Genomic DNA, 22,748 nt, shown 5'->3' on the forward strand with positions numbered 1-22,748 from the left:
CAAGGCACATTGCAATGGAATTTCATCGAAGCTGAGGTCTTTAGAGGGCCTCATCCGGCGTTCCGCCACCGGTTGTCTGCGTCCAGGGCCCCCTGCACCCTTCAGGTTGTCCACGCATGATACTCACGATCCTCCGCGTCAATATCGGTCGACGAGACGAGACCGACTTTCGTAGCGCTTACCGTCAACTGTTGGCAACGCTACGGCGCATCCCCGGTGACAACCAGTGGTTCTGCGGGGAAAACACACCCAAGCAGACGCTCATTCCATTCGAGGATGAGGACGCCGTTGTGGACAGGCTGCGGGAGCGTGCCGATCGAATGGGGTCAACGTCATTCACTGCGTCCGTGGTCAACGACAACGGAACCAAGCGCCGGCCAGGGCTGATCGAAATCGACTACATTCCCGCAATGGGGTACATGACCATTTCCTTGTATCGACCAGATCAGTTGCACGCCAACCCGACCCGGTTGGTTGCGGAGACCTTGCTTTCAGTGCTTGAGGGAGAGTCGGGAACGACGTTTGCCTTTGCTGACATCTACGAAAAGGTGGATGGTGAGTTTCAGTTCTACAAGACCACGTACGCTACGTTCCCGCATCGGCAGTGCGTCGGCTGGATGGCGTACGTGCGCCAGGCGGTGAGCCGGCAGCAGCTCCCTCTGGCCGCAGACGTTCTGCCTGCACCTGGCGGCTCCATCGTGGTGTCCGTTGATGAGGCGTTTGATCTTTCAAACAAGGAACACATCCAGCGCGCCAACGAAGTCGAAATGGAGATGAATGACCTGGGCTTGCTGGCCGTCACTGATTCAACGTTCTAAAGGTACTTGCATGCTCTTTCGTCGCCGCCTCACCCTACATCGCTTCGTCAAGACGCACCCTCCATCACGGCAGGTTGCGCCGGCTTCCCGTGAGCTTGTTTCCGCCTATGAGGGCGTTCTTCCTGCCAGCCTCCTCGATCTGTGGCGCCGAAAAGGTCTCGGATTCTATGGCGATCTTCAACTCGCCCTGATCGATCCCCGGCCATGGCAATCCGTGCTTGATCGGTGGATCGTCTCGGCGCCTGACACCGTACGGCGCGTTCCCATCGCGCTGACGCCTTTCGGCACACTCCTCTACTACCGAAATCTGGCGGAAACTGCCGAGGATGTGGCTTACATCGATCCCGTGTCGAAAAAGACGGGCGATCTGGCGTGGGGTCTCGATGACTTCTTCAACACATTCCTTTGCGAGCGAGAAGCACTCGAATCGCTCATTTCACCGGCGTTGGTTCGGTCCGCAAGAGAAGAGTGCGAAGCACTGGCCTTCGGCGAAGTCTACGAAGTCGACCAGATGCTGCTTTCCATGCAGATGCTACGGGTTGCGAAAGTCAATGCGCTCGACATGCATCGCCGCCTTCGCGATGCCGTTGATCCGCCTACGCCGAAGGCCGAAGAGCCGACGACAGTAGCCAACGCGCTGCCGGCCGAGCATCGCTCCATGTTCGAGGGCATTGCAACAGGCCCGGGGCTCGCTGGCCTGTATCTGTCCTCCTACATCGACTGGCATCGGCTGTTGGCACTGCAGCCGAGCGGCCAGTATCGTTTGCTGTTCTGGCGCATTGATCACCAGACGTTCGAGCGCGCCGAGATGCGTGTTTACAGCGGCTCCTACGAGATCTCCAGGAATTCCGCGGGGGATGACATCGTCGCCCTCGACGTCACCCTGCGCAACGATTCGCTGGGCAGTGACGCCAATGATGATGAGCTGGTGGCGATGCACGCAGATGGAACGACCTTCCTGCTGCGTACCGGCGAGTTGGAGGATATGGCAACCGCCATCGGCGGTCGCGACGTAATGGGGCGGAGTGAATACTATTTTCGTCGCGTTACGTTGGATGCCCCCTTCGTGGAGGAGCCAAGCGATGGCCGCGCAGCACCACCATTCGCGAATTTGCCACGTGCGCTACAGATGTTGATACATGTCGAACCCCTCCTTGCGACCATCACTCATGTTGACGATCCAGATCCCGACGAAGAGGATGAGGGTGAAGGAACCGTCATGTGCACGCTCGATCTGGGCGAGGATGACGGGTTGCGCATGAACATGCCGCTCTATTCACCTGAAAATGCCAATCGCCAACTCAAGGGATGGGTCTGGGATATGGCACCGCGCGCCTGCAAGGCGGGCATCACGTACCGGCGCGGAGAAGACGGTGCCATTGAACATGGACCCATGGTCGGGGATGTGTTGACTACCCGCGCTCCGGATAGGTGACCCGTGCCACTGAACATTCGCTTCGCGGCGATCCCAGAAGTCGGACAGATTCATCGCTTCCGTGTGGGAGGCCCGCTAGTTGTGGTTGCAGCACCTGGTGCCAGCCGACAGTAACGGACAGAACTTCAGCCGGGCGCGGGCGCCGTGAATTCCACTCGGCCTCTCGCGCACCGGAAGCGCCCCACCGCTGGCACCACGCGGGTGCACATGGCGTTGCGCAGGGATGACGCGGGCGCACGGCACGTGGGCCCACCCCACATCTCTGTCTCCTGCTACCATTGCCCCCGCAACCCAGCCAGCCTTTCCGTGCGCACACGCCGGAACGGCCGTCTCCGTACGGCCCAGCGAGCCAGGACACCCTCCCGTGCCCTTTCAAGGATGCTCGCATGTTCCGTCATTCCGCTCTTCGCTCGGCCGCCCTGGCTCTTGCTGTCTCGCTCAGCCTCGGCGCGCCGTCCGCCTTCGCCGATAACGCGCCTGCTGCGGCCAGCGCCACCACCGCCGTGCAGCGCCAGGCCATCGCCCAAGGCCTGTACGAGCTGGCTTACAGCCCGAAACAGAACGCCGTGTTCGTCGCCTCGTCCGGCGGCTTCGGCGATGCCGCTGGCCCGGCCCAGGTGCTGCGCCTGAACCCGACCACGTTGGCCGTGGAAACCCGCATTCCGCTGCAGCGCAAGGCGTTCGGCGTGGTGCTGGATGACGCCCACGACCGCCTGTACGTGGGCAACACCGTGGACCTGTCGGTAACCGTGGTCGACACCGCGCAGAACAAGGCCATCGGCACCGTGCAGCTGATGGAGAAGAAGACCGGCAAGGACGGCAAGGCCGCCTACACCCACGACCTGCGCGAACTGGTGGTCGACAGCGCCGCCAACCGCCTGTACGTGACCGGCCACAGCAGCCAGCCGAATGTGAGCAGCGTGCTGTTCGTGGTCGATACCACCACGTTGAAGGTGATCAACACCATCCCGGGCCTGGGCAATGCCAAGGCGCCGGGTCTGGCGCTGGATGCCGCCAACAAGCGCGTGTACACCAGCAACCTGCTGGCCGATCTGGTGGTGGTCGGCACCGATTCGCACAAGGTGGAGGCCCAGCACAAGATCGCCGCCGAGCAGCCGATGAACATCGCGCTGGACCCGGCCGGCAAGCGCCTGTTCGTGACCGACCAAGGCTCGGAAATGCTGCGTGGCTACCAGGCCAAGAGCAGCGGCTTGGTCAGCAAGCACCCGGGCCAGCGCGTGCTGGTGCTCGACCGCAGCAACGGCAAGGAACTGGCCAGCATCCCCACCGATGCCGGCCCGCTGGGCATCCTGCTGGATGCACCGCGCAAGCGCCTGTACGTGACCAACCGCGAAGCGGGCACGGTGACGGCCTACAACAGTGACAGCTACCAGAAGGTGGCCACCTACCCGGTGCCGACCCATCCGAACAGTCTGGCGCTGGATGCGAAGAACAACGTGTTGTTCGTGAGCATCAAGAACGGCGAGAAGGATGCAAAGGACGCTGACGAGAGCGTGGCGCGGATCCAGCTGTAAGGGCAGGAGGAATGGCCACCGGGGCATCCGTCCCGGCTGGCCGTAGCCGACCCACGGGGCTCGCAGTCGCCGGTGGGCACCGTAGTGCGGGGTGCCGCCCGTGTACGCGATGTCATGGCGTGGGCCGATTCCATCACGGGCGGCTCCGCTGCGAGTGCCTAGGCTGGGGCCTCTTTCTCCCCGGGAGCCCCCATGCCTACCTCCTCCGTCCGACTGCACATTGAAGACACCGGCGGCACCGGCCGCCCGGTCATCCTGATCCACGGCTGGCCGCTGTCGGCCGAATCCTGGAAGGCACAGGTGCCGCTGCTGCGCGATGCCGGTTACCGCGTGATCAGCTATGACCGTCGTGGCTTCGGCCGCTCGGACAAGCCCGCCGATGGTTATGACTACGACACCCTTGCCGCAGACCTGGCCGCCCTGATCGACGAACGCGACCTGCGCGATGTCACCCTGGTCGGCTTCTCGATGGGCGGCGGCGAAGTGGCCCGCTACATCGCCAACCATGGTGAAGACCGCCTGCACAGCGTGGTGTTCGCTGCGGCCGTACCGCCGTACCTGTTGAAGGGCGCGGACAATCCCGAAGGGCCGCTGAGCCAGGAAAAGGCCGATGAGATGCGCCAGGGACTGGAGAAGGACCGGGAGTCGTTCTTTGATGGCTTTACCCGCGATTTCTTCAGTGCCGACGGCAAGCTGATGGTTACCGAGAACGAGCGCCAGGCCGCCATCGCGCTTGCCCACCAGTCCGACCAGACGGCCGCGCTGGGGTGCATGAAGGCGTTTGCCACCACCGACTTCCGTGCGGACCTGAAGAAAGTGACCGTACCGACGCTGGTGCTGCACGGCGACAGCGATGCGACGGTGCCGTTCGAAGGTTCAGGCAAGCGCACGCACGCGGCCATCGCCGGCAGCGAGGTGGTGGTGCTGCAGAATGCGCCACATGGCTGCAACACCAGCCACGCCGATGACTTCAATCTGGCGTTGCTGGAATTCCTGAAGAAGTAACACCCACTACGGCATCATCCGCACATGCCCACTGCCCGCACCCCGCCCTGGAAGAAGCCCAACCCGAAGGGCCAGAAGACGCAGCCGCTGACGGAGACGCAGAAGGCGGCGGCGCGGCAGCGGGCAGAGGAGAACGGGCGCCGCTACCCGAACCTGGTGGACAACATGTGGGCGGCGAAACTGCCACGGGGTTAAGCGTTACCGGCCATCGGCGCCCGCCCATGGCTGCCAACCCCATTCCCGCCATGGCGCGACGTTGCGCGGCTGTAGGGTCAGCGTGACGTCGGCCGATGCGCTGCATGCGCGCAGGGCATCACGCAGCACGACCGCATCCACCGGTTGCGCCGTGGCCACCTGCAGCAGTGTGCCCCTGCGGCGCACCTGCACCGGCAGCACACCGTGCACGTCCACCGGATTGCCGGTGCGGGTTCTGCGGTAGCGCATGGTGATGGGGCGGGCAGTCTGCTGCAGCACCGGTGCACAGGCGTCCAGCAGGCGCAGCTGCTGCTCTGCCGGCGCCCGGACCTCGATGACGGTGGAGGGATAACCCAGGGTGCTCTCGACCATGACCTGGAAGCGTGGGCCGTCGGGCATCAGGTAGACCGTTACGCCCACCGTGCCGATGAACGCCATCGCCGCGAGCAGGACCCAGCTGCGCGGTACCTTGGGTGGCGCGGTGAAGCTCTGCAGATGCGGTCTGCGGCGACGCAGGCGGCGATAGCGTCGCTGTGCGGCGGGGCTGGGCAGCAGGCTGTCATCCGGCAGCGCAATCACGCGCGGCGGAAGGCGGGCCAGCCGCGCATTGATCACGCGTGCGCCAAGCACCGCAACTGCCCCGCCCAGCAGGGCCGGAAGCAGCATACGCACGAGCAGATACAACCCCACCATCGCCAACTCTCCTGAAGGGAGGGGACATGATCGCGCATCGCCCAAGGTGATGTCGCATCTGCCAGCCGACAGCGAGCATCCGCTTGGCTAGCATGCGCGTCCACTTGCTGGGGAATATGCCGTGACCGCTTTCACTGCCCGCCTTGGGCGCTTCTTCGGCGCTGGCCTGATGCTGTTCCTGCTGCAGCTGGTGGCACTGCTCTCGGTCGGCCTGGCTGCGGGCTACTTTCACCACCGCGTGGACCTGCTGCTGGAGCCACTGACGTTGTCCTGCGGTGGCGCCGATCCGGCCGCGCGCCTGCACGTGGCCGAGCATCTGCTGGCGCGTGCGGGCGCGCTGGACGACTGGCAGCCGCTGTGCTGGATACCGATGGCAACGCTGCTGCTCGCGCTGCTGGGTACGCTGTCGGTCTGCGTGCACTGGCTGCGCCATGTGGATGCATCGCTGCGCTGCAGTGCTTGGTGCCTGTCTGCCCTGCACGCGGCGGCGCTGCTGCTGGCCAGTGCGATGCTGCGGCTGTACGAACACGTTTGGGCGGGGGTCATCACCGCGCTGCCTGCCGCTTGCATGACCGATCAGCTGCCGGAGGGTCATCAGGCTCCGCTTTCGACGCGGCGATGGTTGCTGCAGCTGTTTGCCAAGGCCGACCTGATGCCGCCGCACCTGCCTGATGGGCTGGCCATCGCGCTGTGCGCAGTGCTGCTGGCGGGCATGGTCATCGGTCTGTGGTTGTGGCGCACCACGTCGCGGCTGACCCGGTTCTGACGCCAGCGCGGGCCGCTGACTGGCATCGACCGGCGCTTCTGCGGCACGCTATGCGGATGAACACGGAAACTTCAACCAAGCAGACCAGCAAGTTCCTCAGCCTGGTGCTGCGCCATGAACCCGGGAAAATCGGGTTGACCCTGGACGGCCAAGGCTGGGCCAATGTCGACGAACTGCTGCAGAAGCTGGCTGCACACGGGCAGGCGCTCGACCGTGGCGGACTGCAGCACATCGTGGCGAGCTGCAACAAGCAACGCTTTGCACTGAGCGATGATGGCCAGCGTATCCGCGCAAACCAGGGGCATTCGGTCGCGGTCGATCTTGGACTGGTGCCGGTGGCGCCGCCGCAGTGGCTGTACCACGGCACGGTGCCGCGCTTCGTCGGCTCGATCCGCGAGCAGGGCCTGCGTGCGGGCGAGCGCCATCACGTGCATCTGTCACTGGACCGGGAGACGGCCCACCAGGTCGGTGCTCGCCGCGGTGCGCCGGTGATCCTCAGCGTGCACGCAGGTCGCATGCATGCCGATGGGCACGTATTCCACCGCTCGGCCAATGGTGTCTGGTTGACCGACCACGTGCCACCGCAGTACATCGCCGACTGACCCGCTCTGGCGCTGCGGCCGAGTCCACACTCGGCGGCAAGGCCCAATCGCGTTACAGTCGCTGCATCCTGGTCCCATGGATGTACCGATGCATCTGTTCCTGCGTGCATTGCCGTTGCTGTTGTTGTCATTGACCGTCCACGCTGCCGAAGTCGATCGCCGCATCGCGGTGACCATCGATGATCTGCCGTGGGCGCGCCTGGATGAGATCGTGCCGGTCGATCTGCAGGCACGCCATGCCGCGCTGATGGCGCAGCTGCGCCAGGCCGATGTTCCGGTGGTGGGCTTCGTCAACGAAAACAAGCTGGAAGTGGATGGCCGGGTGCAGCCGGCGCGCGTGCAGATGCTGCGCGACTGGTTGGACGCCGGCTACGAACTCGGCAACCACACCTGGTCGCACATGGACCTCAACGCCAAAGGCGTGCCGGCGTTCCAGCAGGACTTCCTGCGCGGTGAGCAGGTGCTGCGGCCACTGCTGGCCGAGCGTGGGCAGACGCCGCAATGGATGCGTCACCCGTATCTGCGCGCGGGCCGTACGCCGGAAGACCGCGTGGCGATGGACGTGTTCTTCAAGCAGCACGGCTACCGCGTTGCGCCGGTGACGGTCGACAACGGTGAGTGGGTGTGGGCCTTCGCCTATGCCAACGTGATGAACGAGCAGCCCGATTCACCGCAGCGCGAGGCGACGCTGGCGAGCCTGCGCAAGGGCTATGTGCCGTACATGCTGAACAAGGTGGATTACTACGAGAAGCAGTCGCAGGCGCTGCTGGGCTATGCGGTGCCGCAGGTGTGGCTGATGCATGCCAACGAACTCAACGCGGCGACGTTCGCCGAGCTGGTGGCGGCCACCAGGCGCCGTGGCTATCGCTTCGTGTCGCTGGAAGAAGCTGTGCGCGACCCCGCCTATGCGCGCGGCGCCGAGGGCTACAGCGGTCGCTATGGGCCGAGCTGGCTGCACCGCTGGGCGATGGCCGAAAACAAGCCCAAGGACTTCTATGCCGGCGAGCCGGTAGTGCCGAAGTGGGTGATGAAGCTGGCCAAGGTGGACGGCGAGTGAGCCTCAGCGCTTGACGGCCAGCACGCCATCGAGCGCCAGCTCTGCCTTGAAGCCGGCCTTTTCCAGGCGCTTGGCCACTTCGCGCGGCACGTCGCGGCCGCTGGTCAGCTTGTTCGGCGCGCCGGTGTAGTGGAACAGGCGGCCGCCCTTGCGGATGACGCGGGCGAGATGGTCGTAGAACACCTGTGAGTACAGTTCGCCGGCAATGCCGAAGCGCGGCGGGTCGTGCAGGATCGCATCGACGCTGTTGCTGGCGACCTGTTCGATCTGCTGCGAGACGTCGCCGTGGCTGAAGTGCAGGCGGCCGCCCGCCGCGGTTGAGTCAGGATCGGGCGACCACGGATTGAGCGTGCGCAGCCACATCACGTCGGCGTTCTTTTCGAACGAACGGATCTGGCCGACGCCGGCCTCCAGTGCGCAGGCGGCGAAGTAGCCAAGCCCACCGCAGGTATCGAGGAGGCTCTTGCCCGCCGGGGCAACCAGCTCGACCTTGCGGCGCGCGTCCTCGAACGGCGACAGCTTGGCGGTCGGCAGCATCTTGATGCCGTCGATCTCGAAGGTCGGTGCGCCCCACTCGGTCGGCACCAGCTTGATCAGCGAGCCGCTGTAGCGGGAGATCGAGGCGAACGCCTCGCCATCCCAGTAGTACAGCGTGCGGTCCTTCAGCTTGCCCGGCCACGGGTAGTGCTGGCCGCGGAAGGTGAAACCCTCGGCATCCAGCGGTACCCCTTCTTCGCTGCGGCCCAGATCGAGCGAGCCCCGCCACGCGGTGGCGCCCTTGTCGTGGGCACGGCGCAGGGTGTCAGCGCTGTCGCGGGTCAGCAGGGGGCCGGAGTAGTGGGGCACGGCGGGTAGGGTAGGTGGCTCGGGGGAGGGCATGGTACCGCAGGCGCCGTGCAGCCGAGCCGGGCAGGGGCGCGGCGCTACCGCAGGTCGGTGCAGCTGAATCCGTGGATGGTTCCTTCTCCCGAGATCAGGCCGACGCCTCGTGAGGGCTGCATGCCCTGCAACGCGCACGAACGGCGATGGACATCCTGGGTGGCGGGTGGTTGCCGGTCGAAGTCGTAGTGCATGCTGCCGTCTTCCTGCAGCAGCCAGTGCACGGTTACGCGCTCGGCGCGTTGGCCCTCGATCTCCCAGTCGAAGGTACGCATCAGCACGATGTCGCCATCAGCGGTCTCACGCACCTCGTCGTAAGCACCCTGGGTCTTTGCAACGATTGCGGCCAGCAGCAGAAGAACGGTCATCGGAATCCCTCCTCGAAACCGGCAGCGTGTGCCAGCGGCATCGCTGAGGCCATGGGAAGAATTGCAATGTGGCCGCTACGGGCACTTCACCGCGTACACCGGCCCGGCCCCGATCAGCAGCAGTGCCATGTAGTCGCTGTCGCGTGCCCGGGCCTTCAGCGTGGCGCCGTCCTTGACGCGGAAGATGCCGAAGCCGCCAGCCATGCGGATCAGCGCACTGTCGATCTGGTCGGCGTCATCGCGGAAGTACTGCTGGATGTCGCTGCGGCTGGCCTTGTACAGCGCATTGGGTTCGCGCTGCCAGTGGCCATCGCGTTCGAACGAGACGAAGTACTGGCTTGCTTCCTTTTCGATGCGGAACTCGGCGGACTTGCGCGGGCTGGTGGCGAAGCAGCCGAGCATCGGGTCGGAGGAGAACGGCAGCTGGGTGTCGCCGGAACAGGCCACCAGCAGCAGGAGGGCACCGGGCAGCAGCAGGCGGAGCGCGCGCATGGGATGTCCCGACGGGGCAGGTGCGGCCAGTGTAGGCAGCACGCAGCCGTGGCCCGTACAGAAATTCGGCAAGAACACAGGGGTTTTCCGATGGCGCAGAGCAAGGCACGGTGGTCCGGCACGGCCAGTTGGTCAGGGGGCGCCGTGGGTTTGGCGGCGCAGTCCGCAGGGCTGGCGGGCGTTGGCCTGACGGTGGCTCCGCGCGTGCGCCGCGAGCGCTGGCCGTGGATCGGTCTTGGCGGTGCGGTGCTGATCGCGTTGCCGCTTCTGATGTGCCTGCTGCGGATGATGTTGAAGCGCCAGGGGTAGTGCCGGGCCGCTGGCCGGCGACCGCATGGTGTCCGCAATCATTCTGCAGTTGCCGGCCAGCGGCCGGCACTACCGGATGCGGGTCACGCGCTGTGGTGGATCTCCACGGTGATGTGCACCAGTTCCTCGTGGATCGCCAGCGCCTGGCGCACGGTATCCGGATCGAGCGTGGCATCACGGGTGACCACGCTGGCGGCGACGGCGTACCTGCCGCGCCCCACCTGCCACACGTGCAGGTCGGCCAGGCGTGCCGGCCACGGACCCTGCTCGATCACTTCGCGTACCTCGGCCACCACCGGCGCATCCATCTGCGCGTCAAGCAGGATGCGGCCGCTGTCGCGCAGCAGGCCGATTGCCCATACGGTGACCAGCACCGCCCCGACCAGGCCCATCACCGGATCCAGCCAGGTCAGGCCGAGCAGCTTGCCGCCCAGCAGGGCGACGATGGCCAGCACCGAGGTGGCGGCGTCGGCCAGCACGTGCACGTAGGCCGAACGCAGGTTGAGGTCGTGGCCGTGGGAATGGTCGTGGCCGCGATCGTGGTGATGACCATGATGATCGCCATGGTCATGCCCGTGTCCATGGTGATGATGGGCGTGGCCCGGACTGTCGTGCAGCCACCACGCGCACAGCAGGTTCACACCCAGGCCGACCGCGGCGATGGCGATGGCTTCGTTGTAGTGGATGGGCGCGGGCACCCACAGGCGTTCCAGCGATTGCACGGCCATCAGCGCGGCGACGCCGAGCAGGGCGATGGCGCTGGTATAGCCGGCCAGGATCTCGATCTTCCAGGTGCCGAAGGCGAAGCGCGGATCGTGCGCGTAGCGCCGTGCGCAGCGGTAGGCGAACACCGACAGGCCCAGTGCCAGCGCGTGCGAGCTCATGTGCCAGCCGTCGGCCAGCACGGCCATGGAGTTGAACCACCAGCCACCGACGATCTCCACCAGCATCATGCCGACGGTGAGCCACATCGCGCGGCGGGTGTTGCGTTCGGCCAGCGGATTGCCGTCGTCGAAGCGGTGCTCGTGGCGGCGGGCGGCGGCGAGGGCGTCCAGGTGCATGGCGGCGGTCAAGTGTGGGCGGATACCCCCATAGGGTATATGATCCCGCCATGGCCCATGTACACGGAAATCGAAAGCAGCTGCTGACCCGGGTGCGCCGCATCGGCGGGCAGGTGGCGGCGCTGGAACAGGCATTGAACACGCCCGAGGGCGAGGCAGGCGACTGCGCCGATGTGCTGGTGCAGGTGGCGGCCGTGCGTGGCGCTGCCCACAGCCTGCTGATGGAACTGCTGCACGAGCATCTGCAGGAACACGTGGTGGGCGCGGACGACCCGGCGCAACGGGCGGCCGAAGCCGAGGTACTGGTGGAACTGCTGCGGCGTTACGGCAGATAGCTGGGTAGTGCCGGCCGCTGGCCGGCAACCTCATGACCTGCGGACGTAGCCTGCAGTTGCCGGCCAGCGGCCGGCACTACCTTCTGCGGTGCCGGTGCTGCGCGTTCCACAGGTGCGTGGCGGCCAGCAGCAGGCTGCCGGTGACCGTCAGCGGGGTCTCCCAGGCGTGCGAGGGCAGTGCCAGCGCCCCGGCCATCAACAGCGCCAGGCCCAGGCCCGCGCTCAGCCATGCCAGCGCAGGCAGCGGTTGGCGGCGTTCGGCGCGCCACAGGGCCAAGCCGGTGATTGGCAGCGCGATGGCCACGAAGACCAGGTGCACCCACTCCGCTTCGGCCCAGACGCCGAACAGCGGCAGCGCGGCCGCCAGCAGGGGCAGCGCCAGGCAATGCAGCAGGCACAGGCTGGACAGGGCGACGGCGCCGGCATCAAGCAGGGCGGCAGAGGGCGACTTCATTCGGGGAGATTCCTTGCGCGACAATTGTTATACAGTAACACTTCTACTCCGCAGCCAGCCCGCTCCGACATGAACACTGTTTCCAGCGCCGACCGCCGCCTTCCGGTCACCGTGCTTTCCGGCTTCCTCGGTGCCGGCAAGACCACCCTGCTCAACCAGATCCTGCGCAACCGCGATGGCCTGCGGGTGGCGGTGATCGTCAACGACATGAGCGAGGTCAACATTGATGCGCAGCTGGTGCGCGATGGCGGCGCCGAGCTGCGTCGCACCGAAGAGACGCTTGTGGAGTTCAGCAACGGCTGCATCTGCTGCACGCTGCGCGACGATCTGCTGCAGGAGGTGCGGCGCCTGGCCGACAGCGGCCGCTACGACTACCTGCTGATCGAATCGACCGGGATCGGCGAGCCGATGCCGGTGGCGGCCACCTTCGCGGTGCGCGACGAACACGGCTTCAGCCTGAGCGATATCGCACGGCTGGACACGATGGTGACGGTGGTGGATGGCAGTGCCTTCCTGGCCGATTTCGGTTCGACACTGCGCCTGGCCGAGCGTGGCCAGCAGGCGGGGCCGGATGATGATCGTGGCGTGGTCGACCTGCTGTGCGAGCAGGTGGAATTCGCCGATGTGATCGTGGTCAGCAAGGTGGACCAGGTGGACGACGAAGTGCTGCAGGACACGCTGGCCGTGCTGCGCGGGTTGAACCGCGACGCGAAGCTGCTGCTGTCCAGTTTCGGCGATGTACCGCTTGCCGAGCTGCTGGATACCGGCCGCTTCGATTTCGAGCGCGCGCAGCAGGCCCCCGGTTGGGTGAAGGAACTGCGTGGCGAGCACACGCCGGAAACCGAGGAGTACGGCATCGGCAGCTTCGTCTATCGCTCACGGCGGCCGTTCCATCCCGCCCGTTTCGCGCGCACATTGCAGCACGGCATGCCCGGGGTGATCCGCAGCAAGGGCTGGTTCTGGCTGGCCAACCGCATGGACTGGGTGGGTGAGTTGAACAGTGTGGGCGCGGCCACACGTACCCAGGCGGCGGGCTTCTGGTATGCGGCGCGCGAGCGGGTGCGGGCCGGCCAGGAGGACACCACGCCGCTGCTGCCGCCAACGCCGGTGCCCTACAGCGATCTGGGCTGGGCGCGGCAGCAGGCCGACTGCTGGAGCGCGCCGCTGCCGGATGCAGGGGAATTCCCGGACGCGGCCGCGCACTCGGCGATGGCACGCCTGTGGCATCCGCTGTGGGGTGACCGCCGGCAGGAACTGGTGGTGATCGGCGTGCACATGGACGAGCGTGTGGTGCGTGCCACGCTGGATGCGTGCCTGCTCAACGATGCCGAGCTGCAGGCCGGGCCACTGCTGTGGCAGCAGATGCCGCAGGCATTCCCGGTGTGGAAGCGCTGATGCGTCTGCGCCACGCGTGGATGAGAGGCTGGTAGTAGATCCACGCCATGCGTGGATGACAGGCTGGCGGTAGATCCACGCCATGCGTGGATGAATGCCTGCAGGAGCCGAACACGTGCCCGGCCCTACAACGCATCGCGCCACCGCCAACCTGCGTCCCCCACCTGCAGCACCTGCGTTGGCCGCAACGCCTGCAGCAGGTGGCTGTCATGGCTGACCATCAGCAACGCCCCCGGCCACGCCGCCAGCAGTTCTTCCAGCGCCTGCAGCGCGGCAAGGTCCAGCGCGTTGCCGGGTTCGTCCAGCAACAGCAGCTGCGGGGCAGGGTCGGCGTACAGCACGCTGGCCAGTGCCCCTTTCACCCGCTCGCCATCGCTGAGGCTGCTGGCCGGGCGTTGGACGCGCTGCGCGTCCAGGCCCAACAGGGCAAGACGCGTACGCAGATCACCCGCATCGGCCGCGGGATTCGCAGCGCGCACGGCATCGAGGATGCTCTGTTCACCTGCAAGCCCCAGCAGTTGCTGATCGAGCAGGGCCAGCGGCGCATGCCGCTGCACCTGACCGCTGCGTGCCGCCAGCTGCCCGGCCAGCACGCGCAGCAGCGTCGACTTGCCGCTGCCGTTGTCGCCCACGACGGCGATGCGCTGGCCGCGCCGGATCTCCAGCCGCAGCGCCGCGTTGCAGCCATGCGGCAGCACCAGATCGTGCGCCTGCAGCAGGCGGGCCTGGCCACGCTCGCCTTCGCCACTGAACAACGCCAGTTCTGGCGTCACGTGTACCGCCGCAGCGGCGGCGCGCACCTGCGCCGCGCTGGCCTGCAGGCGATCACTCTGGATCTGCTGCGCACGGCCGTGGCTGGCTTCGGCGCGCTGCTTCTGCCGACCGAGCAGGATCGGTGCCTGGTTGGCCTCGCGCGCGTCGCGGTTGCCACGGGCCTGCCGCTGCTGCTGGCGCTCGTTCTGTTCGCGCGCGCTGCGTTGCTGCTGCCGGTGCTGGGCACGGGCGTGCTCCAGCTGGGCGGCGGCGGCCTCGCGTTCGGCGGCGCGTGTGTCGGCATAGTGCTGCCACGGTCCGCCGTAACGATGCAGGCCGTGCGCGTCCAGTTCGACGATCTGCGCCATCTGCGCGAGCAGGCTACGGTCGTGGCTGATGACCAGCAGGCCGCCCTGCCACTGCCGCAGCTGTGCGTACAGCTGGTGGCGATGCCGGGCGTCGAGATGATTGCTCGGCTCGTCGAGGATCAGCCAGTCCGCGCCGCTGGCCCACGCACCGGACAGCGCCACCTGCATCGCCTGGCCGCCACTGAGCCGGGAGGCGGGCTGCGCCGGATCAAGGTCGGCCGGCAGCTGCATCGCCTGCCACTGCTGCTGCAGGCGTTCGCGCAGGTCCCAGTGGTCGCCCACGCAGGCGAAATCCGCTTCATCGATGCTGCCTGCTTCGATGCGTGCCAGTGCCGCCAGTTCGGCGCCGACGCCGGCCAGTTCACCCACCGTGCCACGCGGCGGATAGCCCGGCGTAGGCAACAGGAACACCTGGCCACTGCGGTGCACGCGGCCATCGTCGGGCGGCAGTTGGCCGGCGAGCAGGCGCGCGAGCACGCTCTTGCCGGCGCCATTGGCGCCGACCAGCCCGGTGGCCACCGGTTCGAAGGAAAAGGACAGATCGGAAAACAGCGGGCGGCCATCGGCCAGCCGATACGACACGCGATCGAGCGTGAGGGAATGCGAAGTCATGCGACCTCCATGGATGCCTGGTTCTCCCCTGCGCGCAGGGGCGGGAAGAGTCGGGCCGTCTAGTGCGAAGACGGCGGCATCACTGGCGCATTGGTCGCGGGCCTCTTGCAGGAATGAGGTGCCAGTATAGCGCCGTGAGCTGAATGGTCGCGGCCGTGGCGCGGGCTTACGGCACCGTATCCAGCCGCGCGCCGACGAATTCGATGAACACCCGCAGCTTCGGCAGCACGTGGCGGCCGGAGGGCCACAGCAGGTGGAAGGTGCCGCAGGAATGCACGTGCTCATCGAGCACGGTGACCAGCCGGCCATCGGCCAGTGCATCGCGCACCGAATGCACCGGCACGAACGCCAGGCCCCCGTCGCGCAGGGCCAGTGCCACCCGTGCTTCGATGGTGTTGGCGACCAGGTGCACGGGCAGATCCTGTGCCGTTTCGCCTTCGGGCCAGAGGATCGGCCATGGCTCGAGCTTGCCGGTGCTGGGGAAGCGGTAGTGCAGCAGGCGGTGCTGCAGCAGGTCGGCCGGCGTGCGTGGAACGCCATGCCGTTGCAGGTACGCCGGCGATGCAACCACGCGGCGGGGGAAAACACCGAGGCGGCGTGCGGTGAGGCGTGAATCGCTGGGCTCGCCAACGCGCAGCACGGCGTCGAAGCCTTCCTCGATGACATCGACCAGGCGATCGCAGAAATCCAGCTCCAGCCGGATGTCCGGGTAGGCCGCCATGAACTCGGCCATCAACGGCAAGGTCAGGTCGCCCACCAGCGGCAGGCTGATGCGCAGGGTGCCGCTGGGGGTCGCATGTTGCTGGGCCAGTTCGGTGCGTGCGGCATCGCGTTCGTCGAGGATGCGGCGGCAGCGTGCCAGGAACAGCTGGCCCTCGGCCGTGAGGGTGATGCTGCGCGTGCTGCGGTGGAACAGGCGCACGCCGAGTGCGTGTTCAAGCCGGGCCACGCACTTGCCGGCGGCCGAGGCGGAGATGCCCTGCACGCGGCCGGTGTCGACGAAGCTGCGGGTGTCCGCGGCGTGGACGAAGGTCTGCAGGTTGGCCAGGTTGTCGAGGACAGACATGGGGGAAGGTCGCTGCGAAAGTGGGCAGGGTAGGGCGCGGCAGTCCGGCCCGCTGACGTGGCCCGCGCAACACTGCGGTGCGCGGGCCTGGCGGGGCGGTGCGGCCCAGTGGTTCCGGGCATCATGCCGATTGCGGACCTTGCGGTCCATGATGCACGGAGCCCCGCCCCGCTTTTTGCCGGCGCCGGAGCTGCCTACCGTGGCGGGCCTCTCCCCACGGATCGCCCCGATGACACTCGCCCTTCCTGTTGATACCGCACCGGCACTGCCTGCGGTGAACGCGCTACTGCGGGCCGTGCATCCGCAGCGCCTGGTCGGTGCGGTGGTACTGGTGCGCGAGCACGGCGTGCTGCGCCACGCCAGCGCCAGTGGCCTGGCCGACCGTGAATCGAACACGCCGATGCGCCGCGACCACCTGTTCCGGCTGGCCTCGGTGAGCAAACCGCTGCTGACCACGGTGATCCTGCGCCTGGTAGCAGACGGGGTGCTGGACCTGGACGCGCCGGTGCAGCGCTGGTTGCCGGCGTTCCGCCCGGCACTGGCCGATGGCAGCCGCCCGCCGATCAGCCTGCGCCAGCTGCTTAGCCACAGCAGTGGGCTCGGCTACCGCTTCCTGGAAGCCGATGCTCAGGGGCCTTATGCGCAGGCGGGTGTGAGCGATGGCATGGACGCGAACCCGGTGACGCTGCAGCAGAACGTGCAGCGCATCGCGCAGGCGCCGCTGTTGTTCGCGCCGGGCAGCCAGTGGCTGTACTCGCTGGGCGTGGATGTAGCGGGCGCCGTGGCTGAAGCGGCCACCGGCGAAAGGTTGCAGGTGTTGTTCGACCGGCTGTTGGCGCAACCGCTGGGCCTGCGCGACACCGCGTTCGCCACCGCCGAGAGCGCTCGTCTGGCCACGCCGTATGTCAGTGACCTGCCGCAGCCGCATCGGTTGCGGGAGGGCGAGATGGTGCCTGCGTTCGAGGGCTCGGTGGGCATCGAATACAGCGTGGCGCGGGCGACCGATCCACACCGCTACCCGTCGTCAGGCGCGGGGCTGGTGGGCAGCGCCGATGAGGTGATGGCGGTGCTGGAAGCGTTGCGCGATGTGCGCGCCTCGCAACTGCTGCCGGAACGGCTGGCGGCGCAGATGGGAACACCACAGGTCGGCGAGCTGGGACCGGTTGATCCGCCGGGTTGGGGCTTCGGCCTCGGCTTTGCGGTGCTGCGTGATGCAGCGGCCAGTGGTACACCGCAGACCGCAGGGACATGGCGGTGGGGCGGTGCTTACGGCCACAGCTGGTTCGTGGACCCGGCGCGTGGCCTGAGCGTGGTCGCGCTGACCAACACGCTGTACGAAGGCATGCATGGCGCGTTTGTCGATGAACTGCGCGATGCGGTGTACGCCGATCTGGAGACGGTGCGATGAGCGGCCACGCTATTGATGCAGCGGCTCCGGCGGGTGAAGCAACGCGCCTGCCGTGGCGCGGGCTGCTGGCACTGGCCGGTGGTGGCTTCATCACCCTGCTGACCGAAACGCTGCCAGCGGGCGTGCTGCGGCCGATGGGCGAGAGCCTCGGCGTCAGCGATGCGGCCGCAGGGCAGCTGGTGAGCGTGTATGCACTGGGCTCGGTGCTGGCTGCATTGCCGATGACCGCGCTGACCCAGCGCCTGCCGCGCCGTCCGCTGCTGCTGGCGGCGATTGCCGGCTTCATGGTGGTCAACACGGTGACCGCGCTGAGCCACGACTACGTGCTGACCCTGGTGGCGCGCTTCCTGGCGGGTGTGGGCGCGGGCCTGCTGTGGTCGCTGGTGGCCGGCTATGCCGCGCGCATGGTGGTGCCGGAGCTGCAGGGAAGGGCGATTGCGGTAGCGATGATCGGCTCGCCGCTGGCGCTGTCGCTGGGGGTGCCGGCCGGCACCTTGCTGGGCCAGCAGATCGGGTGGCGCTGGGCGTTCGCGTTGATGAGCGTGCTGGCGGTGCTGCTGCTCGGCTACGCCCGATGGGCGCTGCCCGCGTTGCCGGCGGCCGGTGCAGGCCGGCGCATGTCGCTGGGCTCGGTCTGGCGCATGCCCGGCATCCGCAGCACGCTGCTGGTGATGGTGCTGTACGTGCTGGCGCACAACGTGCTGTACACCTACATCGAGCCGTTGGCAGTGCAGGCCGGCGCCGGGGCCTGGCTGGACCGGCTGCTGCTGGCATTCGGCGTCGCCGCGATCGTGGGCATCGCCATCGCCGGCTGGGGCGTGGACCGCCACCTGCGCGCGCTGGTGTGGGCCAGCGTGATCGGCTTCGTGATGGCGGTGGCTTCGCTGCTGCTGTGGCCAGGCGTACCGGGCGTGCTGCTGCTGGTGACGATCCTGTGGGGCGTCGCGTTCGGTGCCGTACCCACCCTGTTCCAGACCGCCCTGGCCCGCCGCGCCGGTGCCGCCGCCGACCTGGCGCAGTCGATGCTGGTGACCGGCTGGAACCTGGCCATCGCCGCCGGCGGCGTGGGCGGCGGCCTGATGCTGCAGGCCAGCGGCGCCCAGCACCTGGCCTGGCTGCCGTTGCTGCTGCTGGTGGTGTGCGGCCTGTGGGTGTGGGCGCGGCCGAAGGCCTGGGCGTAGGCGTCGATCGAGGATGACGGGGTTGCCGGCCAGCGGCCGGCACTACCCCAGCCGAAGCTCAACAGCGCGCGCGAGCGCAGCGACCCGCTATTGCTTTTCTCTTCTCTTTTACGTGGTGGAACGCCGCAGAGATCTGTTCCGCCCGGCCAGCCCACGAACCGCTCTTAGCGACCCACCACGAGGGGCGGCGCCGTTCGCCGGCTACTCCCCCGCCTGCTCGCGTTCGAACGGCACGCTGCGCGGATTCTGCATGTGCTCCCGCGCCGCGCCGTACTGCTGCTGGCGCTTGCGGTGGAAGGCGATGAACTCATCGCGCGGCAACGGCCGCGAGAACAGCCAGCCCTGGCCGAACTGCACGTGCTGGCTGTGCAGGTAGGCCAGCTGCGCTTCGGTTTCCACGCCTTCAGCCACCACCCACAGGCCCAGCTCGCGGGCCATGCCGATGATGTGCGGCGTGACCGGGCTGGTCGCGCTTTCGGTGCCGATCGCATCGACGAAGGACTTGTCGATCTTCAGTGCATCCAGCGGCAGCTGCTGCAGGTACTGCAGGCTGGAATAGCCGACGCCGAAATCATCGATGGCCACGCTGTGGCCGGCGCGCCGCGCCGCGGCCAGCATGGTGCGGGCACGGTCGATATCGAGGAAGCCATGTTCGGTGGCCTCCAGCCAGATCTGCTGCGGCAGGATGCCGCTGCCGGCCATGCGCTGGGAGATCACCTTCAGCGCACGTCCGCTGCTGATGTCCTCCGCGGCCAGATTGATCGCGATGTGCGCAGTGCGATCCTCGGCCAGCAGCTCACGCATGTCGGCAACCACGTTCTCGATCACCAGATCGGTGATGGCGGCGATCATCCCGGCTTCTTCGGCCAGGGGAATGAACAGGTCCGGACGCACCTGGGTACCGTCGGGGCGCTGCCAGCGCACCAGCGCCTCGGCGCCGACGCAGATGCCGGTATCCAGTTCGATGATCGGCTGGTAGTGCAGGTAGAGTTCGCGGCGGCGGATGGCGATGCCCAGTTCGCCGCGCATCGACAGCCGCCGCCGTGACAACCAGATCACCAACCCGACAGCGGCGGCAGCCATCAGCAGACCCAATGGCACGAACAGCCACGCCTGCTGCCGGAACGTGGCCGCCAGCGCGGTGCGGGGCGCCGTGGCGATCGCCAGCCATTCACCGCTGCGCGCGCTGGCATACAGGGTGTCGCGGTCCAGGCCCTCGCCGGGCTCACGCAGCAGGCGCTGCAGCAGGGCAGGGTCCATGCCATCCTGGTGGGTCAGCAACCGTCCATCCGGACTTGCCAAGGCCAGCCGCACGTCCGGATCGACGATGACGTCGACGAAGCGCCGAGGGTCGACCAGCACGTCGTGGGACCCGTACATCATGGACAGCATCGGCCGCCGGCCGGCGGCCTCGGGGCGCACGTTGACGGTGATGCCGGCCCCATCGCTGGTGACGTGGTCCGGCGTGGGCTGGTCCACATCCTGCTGGAACGGCCCCCACGACGTGCAGCGCAGCTTGCCGCCCTCGAAGTAGCCCATCTGGTCCGACGACGGCGTGGTCATCACCAGGGTCTGCATGCGCTGGATGTGTTCAGCCCCGCAGGGCGGCAGCACCGTGGCCTCGGCCGACTTCAATGCCGCCAGCGCTTCCTGGTAGGAGACTTCGGCGCGGCGCAGGCTGCGCTCGGCGATGGCATGCAGCCGCTGTTGCTCGACGCTTACGGCACGGTCCCAGGTGGCGTAGACCATGACCGCGATCGGCACGGCAGCGGCCAGCACGGCCAGGACGGTGCCGCCGATGATGACCCGCAGTCGGCTCATGACCGGGACTCGAGAGAAGTGTGCAGGGTTGGACACATGGGCGGGGCCGGTCCTTGGACGATGGCGGTATATGAACACGGCGCCGGGCTGGGCGGAATGGGAGAAAGGCGGTAACGGGTCACATTGTGGGGAAAGTGACAGTTGTTGACGGGTCTGAGCCGTCCGGCGCTGGCGTTGTGGCAGCGGGAGGACTAACGTCGAACGCTTCGCCCGCCCCTTTCCCGCGTCCATGACCGAGCCCGCCACGTCCCCCGAGCACCTGCGCCGCAGCCTGTCCAACCGCCACCTGCAACTGATCGCCATCGGCGGTGCCATCGGCACCGGCCTGTTCATGGGCTCGGGCAAGACCATCAGCCTGGCCGGCCCATCCATCGTCTTCGTCTACCTGATCATCGGCGCGATGCTGTTCTTCGTGATGCGGGCGATGGGCGAGCTGCTGCTGTCCAACCTGCAGTACAAATCCTTCATCGATTTCTCCACCGATCTGCTTGGCCCATGGGCCGGGTTCTTCTGCGGATGGACGTACTGGTTCTGCTGGATCGTCACCGCCATCGCCGACGTGATCGCCATCGCTGCCTATGCGCAGTTCTGGTTCCCGGGGCTGGAAGCGTGGAAACCGGCGCTGGCCTGCGTGATGCTGCTGTTGTCGTTGAACCTGGTGACGGTGAAGCTGTTCGGCGAAATGGAGTTCTGGTTCGCGCTGATCAAGATCGTGGCGATCTGCGCGCTGATCATCACCGGTGCCGGGCTGGTGGCCTGGGGCTTCACCTCGCCCAGCGGCCACACCGCATCGCTGTCGAACCTGTGGAATGACGGCGGCATGTTCCCGATGGGCCTGGTGGGCTTCTTCGCCGGTTTCCAGATCGCGGTATTCGCTTTCGTCGGCATCGAACTGGTGGGTACCACCGCTGCGGAAACGGCTGACCCCGAGCGCAACCTGCCCAAGGCGATCAACTCGATTCCCGTGCGCATCATCATCTTCTACGTGCTGGCGCTGATCGCGATCATGGCGGTCACCCCGTGGCGCCAAGTGGTGCCGGACAAGAGCCCGTTCGTGCAGCTGTTCGTGCTGGCCGGCATTCCCGCCGCCGCCAGCCTGATCAACTTCGTGGTGCTGACCTCGGCCACGTCCTCGGCCAACAGCGGCATCTTCTCCACCAGCCGCATGCTGTACGGCCTGGCCGAGGAAGGCCATGCGCCACGTGGCCTGTCCAAGCTCTCGCGCGCAGCGGTACCGGCACGGGGCCTGCTGTTTTCCTGCCTGTGCCTGCTGGGCGGCACCCTGCTGATCTACCTGATCCCCAACCTGGTGACCGCCTTCACCCTGGTGACGACCCTGGCGACGGTGTTGTTCATCTTCGTCTGGTCGCTGATCCTGGTGGCCTACATGGTCTACCGCCGCCGCTATCCCGAGCGCCACGCGGCCTCGATCTTCAAGATGCCCGGCGGCGTGGCGATGTGCTGGGGCTGCCTGCTGTTCTTCGCCGCCGTGCTGGTGCTGCTGAGCCTGCAGGCCGACACCCGCCAGGCCCTGATGGCCAGCCCAGCGTGGTTCGTGCTGCTGGGCGCCGGCTATTGGCTGCGGCGGAAGATGGCGCGGTAGTCAGGAAGATCCTCGCCAACAGATCCAACGGTCCCGGTGAGTCCCATCCACGCATGGCGTGGATCTACGTGTCGACCAAGGTCGACACCCACCAACAGCTGCGTGGTCGACATCCTTCAGCCGCCGCGGGAGATGGCGCAGTAGTCAGCAAGACCCTCGCCAACAGATCCAACGGCCCCGGTGAGTCCCATCCACGCATGGCGTGGATCTACACGTGTCGACCAAGGTCGACACCCACCAACAGCCGCGTGGTCGACATCCTTCAGCCGCCGCGGGAGATGGCGCAGTAGTCAGAAACCCTCGCCAACAGATCCAAAGGCCCCGGTGAGTCCCATCCACGCATGGCGTGGATCTACACGTGTCGACCAAGGTCGACACCCACCAGAAGCCGCGTGGTCGACACCCACCAACAGCAGCATGGTCGACACCCACCAACAGCAGCACAGAACACCGTTCCCAGATCGCGGAAATCTGTCGAAGGCGGGGTGGGTCCGGTTGCGGGGGCGTGAGCCGCATGGATGCGGCGACCGAGCCTAC

The 22,748-nt window shown here is 67.0% G+C and carries 23 protein-coding genes; 14 read left to right on the plus strand and 9 right to left on the minus strand.

What is annotated here, in order from left to right:
• Window positions 1-116 precede the first annotated feature (116 nt).
• The 5 genes from LMF57_RS02055 to LMF57_RS02075 all read left to right on the plus strand — a co-directional run bounded on the left by LMF57_RS02055 (window position 117) and on the right by LMF57_RS02075 (window position 4,988).
• On the plus strand, window positions 117-818 hold the full coding sequence (locus LMF57_RS02055; RefSeq protein WP_229290637.1) for an Imm52 family immunity protein: 702 nt from the start codon (window positions 117-119) through the stop codon (window positions 816-818).
• A gap of 10 nt (window positions 819-828) precedes the next feature.
• Complete coding sequence (locus tag LMF57_RS02060) at window positions 829-2,253, plus strand: GAD-like domain-containing protein (RefSeq protein ID WP_229290638.1); 1,425 nt, start codon at window positions 829-831, stop codon at window positions 2,251-2,253.
• A 386-nt stretch (window positions 2,254-2,639) separates the two neighbouring features.
• Entirely contained in the window at window positions 2,640-3,788 is a 1,149-nt protein-coding gene (locus tag LMF57_RS02065; protein ID WP_229290639.1) for a YncE family protein, read from the plus strand.
• Window positions 3,789-3,980: 192 nt separating this feature from the next.
• The gene (locus LMF57_RS02070) at window positions 3,981-4,793 is read left to right on the plus strand and encodes an alpha/beta hydrolase (protein ID WP_229290640.1); all 813 of its coding nucleotides are present in this window, start codon (window positions 3,981-3,983) and stop codon (window positions 4,791-4,793) included.
• Window positions 4,794-4,817: 24 nt separating this feature from the next.
• The gene (locus LMF57_RS02075; RefSeq protein WP_093820944.1) at window positions 4,818-4,988 is read left to right on the plus strand and encodes a hypothetical protein; all 171 of its coding nucleotides are present in this window, start codon (window positions 4,818-4,820) and stop codon (window positions 4,986-4,988) included.
• A 3-nt stretch (window positions 4,989-4,991) separates the two neighbouring features.
• Here the strand turns inward: LMF57_RS02075 and LMF57_RS02080 are convergent, their stop codons facing one another.
• Window positions 4,992-5,660, minus strand: coding sequence for a hypothetical protein (locus tag LMF57_RS02080; RefSeq protein WP_229290641.1), 669 nt, complete (start codon window positions 5,658-5,660; stop codon window positions 4,992-4,994).
• 142 nt (window positions 5,661-5,802) lie between these two features.
• Between LMF57_RS02080 and LMF57_RS02085 the strand changes: the two genes are divergently transcribed.
• From LMF57_RS02085 to LMF57_RS02095, 3 genes are all read left to right on the plus strand, one after another.
• Window positions 5,803-6,447 (plus strand): hypothetical protein, encoded by a 645-nt coding sequence (locus LMF57_RS02085; RefSeq protein ID WP_117309396.1) that lies wholly within the window; start codon window positions 5,803-5,805, stop codon window positions 6,445-6,447.
• Between the two features lie 56 nt (window positions 6,448-6,503).
• Window positions 6,504-7,049: an RNA 2'-phosphotransferase gene (locus LMF57_RS02090; RefSeq protein WP_117309397.1), complete on the plus strand. Its 546-nt coding sequence runs from the start codon at window positions 6,504-6,506 to the stop codon at window positions 7,047-7,049.
• Between the two features lie 88 nt (window positions 7,050-7,137).
• Window positions 7,138-8,106, plus strand: coding sequence for a polysaccharide deacetylase family protein (locus LMF57_RS02095; RefSeq protein WP_229290643.1), 969 nt, complete (start codon window positions 7,138-7,140; stop codon window positions 8,104-8,106).
• 3 nt (window positions 8,107-8,109) lie between these two features.
• Here the strand turns inward: LMF57_RS02095 and LMF57_RS02100 are convergent, their stop codons facing one another.
• The 3 genes from LMF57_RS02100 to LMF57_RS02110 all read right to left on the minus strand — a co-directional run bounded on the left by LMF57_RS02100 (window position 8,110) and on the right by LMF57_RS02110 (window position 9,845).
• Window positions 8,110-8,985, minus strand: coding sequence for an MnmC family methyltransferase (locus tag LMF57_RS02100; protein ID WP_205420723.1), 876 nt, complete (start codon window positions 8,983-8,985; stop codon window positions 8,110-8,112).
• Window positions 8,986-9,029: 44 nt separating this feature from the next.
• The gene (locus tag LMF57_RS02105) at window positions 9,030-9,353 is read right to left on the minus strand and encodes a hypothetical protein (protein WP_229290645.1); all 324 of its coding nucleotides are present in this window, start codon (window positions 9,351-9,353) and stop codon (window positions 9,030-9,032) included.
• A gap of 75 nt (window positions 9,354-9,428) precedes the next feature.
• Window positions 9,429-9,845, minus strand: a complete 417-nt coding sequence (locus LMF57_RS02110; RefSeq protein ID WP_229290646.1) for a hypothetical protein — start codon at window positions 9,843-9,845, stop codon at window positions 9,429-9,431.
• A 90-nt stretch (window positions 9,846-9,935) separates the two neighbouring features.
• On the opposite strand from LMF57_RS02110, the gene LMF57_RS02115 reads away from it, so the two are divergent.
• The gene (locus LMF57_RS02115; RefSeq protein WP_208082091.1) at window positions 9,936-10,154 is read left to right on the plus strand and encodes a hypothetical protein; all 219 of its coding nucleotides are present in this window, start codon (window positions 9,936-9,938) and stop codon (window positions 10,152-10,154) included.
• A gap of 83 nt (window positions 10,155-10,237) precedes the next feature.
• Here LMF57_RS02115 and dmeF read toward each other — a convergent pair whose 3' ends face one another.
• The gene (dmeF, locus tag LMF57_RS02120) at window positions 10,238-11,215 is read right to left on the minus strand and encodes a CDF family Co(II)/Ni(II) efflux transporter DmeF (protein WP_229290647.1); all 978 of its coding nucleotides are present in this window, start codon (window positions 11,213-11,215) and stop codon (window positions 10,238-10,240) included.
• Window positions 11,216-11,265: 50 nt separating this feature from the next.
• Here dmeF and LMF57_RS02125 point away from each other — a divergent pair, with 50 nt between their 5' ends.
• Complete coding sequence (locus LMF57_RS02125) at window positions 11,266-11,550, plus strand: metal-sensing transcriptional repressor (RefSeq protein WP_229290648.1); 285 nt, start codon at window positions 11,266-11,268, stop codon at window positions 11,548-11,550.
• A 76-nt stretch (window positions 11,551-11,626) separates the two neighbouring features.
• On the opposite strand, the gene LMF57_RS02130 is transcribed toward LMF57_RS02125, so the two are convergent.
• Window positions 11,627-12,004 carry a MerC domain-containing protein gene (locus LMF57_RS02130; protein ID WP_117309405.1) on the minus strand — a complete coding sequence of 126 codons (378 nt, stop codon included), beginning with the start codon at window positions 12,002-12,004 and terminating at the stop codon, window positions 11,627-11,629.
• A gap of 69 nt (window positions 12,005-12,073) precedes the next feature.
• Here LMF57_RS02130 and LMF57_RS02135 point away from each other — a divergent pair, with 69 nt between their 5' ends.
• The gene (locus LMF57_RS02135; RefSeq protein WP_229290650.1) at window positions 12,074-13,399 is read left to right on the plus strand and encodes a GTP-binding protein; all 1,326 of its coding nucleotides are present in this window, start codon (window positions 12,074-12,076) and stop codon (window positions 13,397-13,399) included.
• A 125-nt stretch (window positions 13,400-13,524) separates the two neighbouring features.
• On the opposite strand, the gene LMF57_RS02140 is transcribed toward LMF57_RS02135, so the two are convergent.
• Window positions 13,525-15,132: an ATP-binding cassette domain-containing protein gene (locus LMF57_RS02140; protein ID WP_229290652.1), complete on the minus strand. Its 1,608-nt coding sequence runs from the start codon at window positions 15,130-15,132 to the stop codon at window positions 13,525-13,527.
• Between the two features lie 166 nt (window positions 15,133-15,298).
• A complete protein-coding gene (locus LMF57_RS02145) occupies window positions 15,299-16,198 on the minus strand; it encodes a LysR family transcriptional regulator (RefSeq protein ID WP_229290653.1) in 900 nt (299 codons plus the stop codon).
• Between the two features lie 229 nt (window positions 16,199-16,427).
• On the opposite strand from LMF57_RS02145, the gene LMF57_RS02150 reads away from it, so the two are divergent.
• Window positions 16,428-17,606, plus strand: a complete 1,179-nt coding sequence (locus LMF57_RS02150) for a serine hydrolase domain-containing protein (protein WP_229290655.1) — start codon at window positions 16,428-16,430, stop codon at window positions 17,604-17,606.
• Window positions 17,603-18,787 carry an MFS transporter gene (locus tag LMF57_RS02155; RefSeq protein ID WP_229290656.1) on the plus strand — a complete coding sequence of 395 codons (1,185 nt, stop codon included), beginning with the start codon at window positions 17,603-17,605 and terminating at the stop codon, window positions 18,785-18,787. Before LMF57_RS02150 ends, LMF57_RS02155 begins: the two co-directional genes overlap by 4 nt.
• Before the next feature lie 201 nt (window positions 18,788-18,988).
• Here the strand turns inward: LMF57_RS02155 and LMF57_RS02160 are convergent, their stop codons facing one another.
• Window positions 18,989-20,608 (minus strand): EAL domain-containing protein, encoded by a 1,620-nt coding sequence (locus LMF57_RS02160; protein ID WP_208082099.1) that lies wholly within the window; start codon window positions 20,606-20,608, stop codon window positions 18,989-18,991.
• A 229-nt stretch (window positions 20,609-20,837) separates the two neighbouring features.
• On the opposite strand from LMF57_RS02160, the gene cycA reads away from it, so the two are divergent.
• Window positions 20,838-22,211 carry a D-serine/D-alanine/glycine transporter gene (gene cycA, locus LMF57_RS02165; RefSeq protein WP_229290657.1) on the plus strand — a complete coding sequence of 458 codons (1,374 nt, stop codon included), beginning with the start codon at window positions 20,838-20,840 and terminating at the stop codon, window positions 22,209-22,211.
• Window positions 22,212-22,748: the final 537 nt, after the last annotated feature.

The organism is Stenotrophomonas sp. SI-NJAU-1 (genome assembly GCF_020883215.1).
Lineage (GTDB): Bacteria > Pseudomonadota > Gammaproteobacteria > Xanthomonadales > Xanthomonadaceae > Stenotrophomonas > Stenotrophomonas indicatrix.

Coding starts and splice junctions, on each gene's coding strand:
- dmeF (WP_229290647.1), bottom strand. CDS start 11,215: ATGCACCTGGACGCCCTCGCCGCCGCCCGCCGCCACGAGCACCGCTTC.
- LMF57_RS02125 (WP_229290648.1), top strand. CDS start 11,266: ATGGCCCATGTACACGGAAATCGAAAGCAGCTGCTGACCCGGGTGCGC.
- LMF57_RS02145 (WP_229290653.1), bottom strand. CDS start 16,198: ATGTCTGTCCTCGACAACCTGGCCAACCTGCAGACCTTCGTCCACGCC.
- LMF57_RS02160 (WP_208082099.1), bottom strand. CDS start 20,608: ATGAGCCGACTGCGGGTCATCATCGGCGGCACCGTCCTGGCCGTGCTG.
- LMF57_RS02090 (WP_117309397.1), top strand. CDS start 6,504: ATGAACACGGAAACTTCAACCAAGCAGACCAGCAAGTTCCTCAGCCTG.
- LMF57_RS02095 (WP_229290643.1), top strand. CDS start 7,138: ATGCATCTGTTCCTGCGTGCATTGCCGTTGCTGTTGTTGTCATTGACC.
- LMF57_RS02075 (WP_093820944.1), top strand. CDS start 4,818: ATGCCCACTGCCCGCACCCCGCCCTGGAAGAAGCCCAACCCGAAGGGC.
- LMF57_RS02150 (WP_229290655.1), top strand. CDS start 16,428: ATGACACTCGCCCTTCCTGTTGATACCGCACCGGCACTGCCTGCGGTG.
- LMF57_RS02105 (WP_229290645.1), bottom strand. CDS start 9,353: ATGACCGTTCTTCTGCTGCTGGCCGCAATCGTTGCAAAGACCCAGGGT.
- LMF57_RS02070 (WP_229290640.1), top strand. CDS start 3,981: ATGCCTACCTCCTCCGTCCGACTGCACATTGAAGACACCGGCGGCACC.
- LMF57_RS02130 (WP_117309405.1), bottom strand. CDS start 12,004: ATGAAGTCGCCCTCTGCCGCCCTGCTTGATGCCGGCGCCGTCGCCCTG.
- LMF57_RS02055 (WP_229290637.1), top strand. CDS start 117: ATGATACTCACGATCCTCCGCGTCAATATCGGTCGACGAGACGAGACC.
- LMF57_RS02115 (WP_208082091.1), top strand. CDS start 9,936: ATGGCGCAGAGCAAGGCACGGTGGTCCGGCACGGCCAGTTGGTCAGGG.
- LMF57_RS02155 (WP_229290656.1), top strand. CDS start 17,603: ATGAGCGGCCACGCTATTGATGCAGCGGCTCCGGCGGGTGAAGCAACG.
- LMF57_RS02110 (WP_229290646.1), bottom strand. CDS start 9,845: ATGCGCGCGCTCCGCCTGCTGCTGCCCGGTGCCCTCCTGCTGCTGGTG.
- LMF57_RS02140 (WP_229290652.1), bottom strand. CDS start 15,132: ATGACTTCGCATTCCCTCACGCTCGATCGCGTGTCGTATCGGCTGGCC.
- LMF57_RS02135 (WP_229290650.1), top strand. CDS start 12,074: ATGAACACTGTTTCCAGCGCCGACCGCCGCCTTCCGGTCACCGTGCTT.
- cycA (WP_229290657.1), top strand. CDS start 20,838: ATGACCGAGCCCGCCACGTCCCCCGAGCACCTGCGCCGCAGCCTGTCC.
- LMF57_RS02100 (WP_205420723.1), bottom strand. CDS start 8,985: ATGCCCTCCCCCGAGCCACCTACCCTACCCGCCGTGCCCCACTACTCC.
- LMF57_RS02065 (WP_229290639.1), top strand. CDS start 2,640: ATGTTCCGTCATTCCGCTCTTCGCTCGGCCGCCCTGGCTCTTGCTGTC.
- LMF57_RS02060 (WP_229290638.1), top strand. CDS start 829: ATGCTCTTTCGTCGCCGCCTCACCCTACATCGCTTCGTCAAGACGCAC.